Origin of the sequence: Paenibacillus lacisoli, from assembly GCF_030580655.1 — a bacterium.
Lineage (GTDB): Bacteria > Bacillota > Bacilli > Paenibacillales > Paenibacillaceae > Paenibacillus > Paenibacillus lacisoli.
The window spans coordinates 1-1,771 of record NZ_JAUQTB010000037.1; the positions used below are offsets into that span (position 1 = coordinate 1).

At 53.1% G+C, this 1,771-nt stretch carries 1 rRNA gene; it reads left to right on the forward strand.

Annotated elements, in window-relative coordinates:
• Positions 1–1,771: ribosomal RNA gene (locus Q5741_RS21420) — 23S ribosomal RNA — on the forward strand; the annotation flags it as partial.

The window sequence follows — 1,771 nt, forward strand, 5'->3', positions numbered from 1 at the left end:
CTCCGAGACGGATCCCGAGTAGTGCGGGGCACGTGAAACCCCGTATGAATCCGGCAGGACCATCTGCCAAGGCTAAATACTCCCTAGCGACCGATAGTGAAGCAGTACCGTGAGGGAAAGGTGAAAAGCACCCCGGAAGGGGAGTGAAATAGAACCTGAAACCGTGTGCTTACAAGAAGTCAGAGCCCATTTTAGGGGTGATGGCGTGCCTTTTGTAGAATGAACCGGCGAGTTACGTTCCCGTGCAAGGTTAAGGTGAAGAGCCGCAGCCGCAGCGAAAGCGAGTCTGAATAGGGCGACTTATAGTACGTGGACGTAGACCCGAAACCGGGTGATCTACCCCTGTCCAGGGTGAAGGTGCGGTAACACGCACTGGAGGCCCGAACCCACGCACGTTGAAAAGTGCGGGGATGAGGTGGGGGTAGCGGAGAAATTCCAATCGAACTCGGAGATAGCTGGTTCTCCCCGAAATAGCTTTAGGGCTAGCCTCGGAAAATAGAGTTGTGGAGGTAGAGCACTGATTGGGTGCGGGGCCCGCAAGGGTTACCAAGCTCAGTCAAACTCCGAATGCCATAAACTTAGTTCCGGGAGTCAGACAGTGAGTGCTAAGATCCATTGTCAAAAGGGAAACAGCCCAGACCATCAGCTAAGGTCCCCAAGTGTGTGTTAAGTGGGAAAGGATGTGGAGTTGCACAGACAACCAGGATGTTGGCTTAGAAGCAGCCACCATTGAAAGAGTGCGTAATAGCTCACTGGTCGAGTGACTCTGCGCCGAAAATGTAACGGGGCTAAACACACCACCGAAGCTATGGCTTGATACTTTGTATCAGGGGTAGGGGAGCGTTGTATAAGGGTTGAAGGTGTACCGTAAGGAGCGCTGGACATTATACAAGTGAGAATGCCGGTATGAGTAACGAAAAGATCAGTGAGAATCTGATCCGCCGAAAGCCTAAGGGTTCCTGAGGAAGGCTCGTCCGCTCAGGGTAAGTCGGGACCTAAGGCGAGGCCGAAAGGCGTAGTCGAAGGACAACAGGTTGAAATTCCTGTACCACCGTAAACCGTTATGAGCAATGGGGTGACGCAGCAGGGTAGTGACGCGGACTGATGGATGTCCGTCCAAGCAGTGAGGCTGGTTAGTAGGCAAATCCGCTAACCGTAAGGCTGGGCTGTGATGGGGAGTGAAAATTACAGTAGCGAAGGTCATGATCTCACACTGCCAAGAAAAGCCTCTAGCCAGGTGAAGGTGCCCGTACCGCAAACCGACACAGGTAGGCGAGAAGAGAATTCTAAGGCGCGCGGAAGAACTCTCGTTAAGGAACTCGGCAAAATGACCCCGTAACTTCGGGAGAAGGGGTGCCTCGGTAGGGTGAATAGCCCGAGGGGGCCGCAGTGAAAAGGCCCAAGCGACTGTTTAGCAAAAACACAGGTCTGTGCGAAGCCGTAAGGCGAAGTATACGGGCTGACGCCTGCCCGGTGCTGGAAGGTTAAGGGGAGTGGTTAGCCGCAAGGCGAAGCTATGAACCGAAGCCCCAGTAAACGGCGGCCGTAACTATAACGGTCCTAAGGTAGCGAAATTCCTTGTCAGGTAAATTCTGACCCGCACGAATGGCGTAACGACTTGGGCGCTGTCTCAACGAGAGATCCGGTGAAATTTTAATACCTGTGAAGATGCAGGTTACCCGCGACAAGACGGAAAGACCCCATGGAGCTTTACTGCAGCTTGATATTGAATTTGGGTACGATCTGTACAGGATAGGTGGGAGCCTTTGAA